The sequence below is a fragment of the Chryseobacterium potabilaquae genome (genome assembly GCF_902728265.1).
GTDB classification, from domain to species: domain Bacteria; phylum Bacteroidota; class Bacteroidia; order Flavobacteriales; family Weeksellaceae; genus Chryseobacterium; species Chryseobacterium potabilaquae.
Map to the genome: position 1 here is coordinate 1 of NZ_CACVBR010000138.1, position 573 is coordinate 573.

Below are 573 nucleotides of genomic sequence, written 5' to 3' on the forward strand. Positions count from 1 at the left end.
TTGAAGATTTAGAAGGTTGCTTGTCTCATGAAGTGGGAAGGGTATTCGATCTTTCCAAGGAAGTACCCTTGTCTTTGTGTATCTTTAAGCTGGATTCTGTGTACTATCTTTCTATCGTTATTCATCATATAGCGTTTGATGGTTGGTCCCGAGATGTCTTTTTAGGAGAACTTAGTACAATTTATAAATCTTTATTAGTAGGTGAAAGTCCGGTTCTCCCTAGTATGGCTCTCCAATATAGAGATTTTGCTTTATGGCAACGCGACTATCTTAGTGGAGATGTTTTGAATACTCAGCTAGATTATTGGAAAAGGGAACTCTCCGGTTTTGAATCCTTGAATTTACCGTTGGATTTTAAACGACCTTCTGTAATCTCGTATGATGGCGGTAATGTATCCTTTATTGTTCCTTCTTCTACGAGTATTGGTTTACGATCATTGTCTAAAGATCTTGGAGTGAGCTTGTATAGTGTTATGTTGAGTGGATATTATGTAATGCTATCTGCTTATTCTGGTCAGGATGATATTGTTTTGGGTACTTCTGTAGCGAATCGTCATCATGTTGGATTGGAGA

Annotated in this window: 1 protein-coding gene; it reads left to right on the forward strand. The window is 37.7% G+C overall.

Annotation, left to right across the window (positions count from 1 at the left end):
* The coding region (locus tag CHRY9293_RS18535; RefSeq protein ID WP_228455612.1) for a condensation domain-containing protein at positions 1-573 on the forward strand (573 nt) is incomplete at both ends.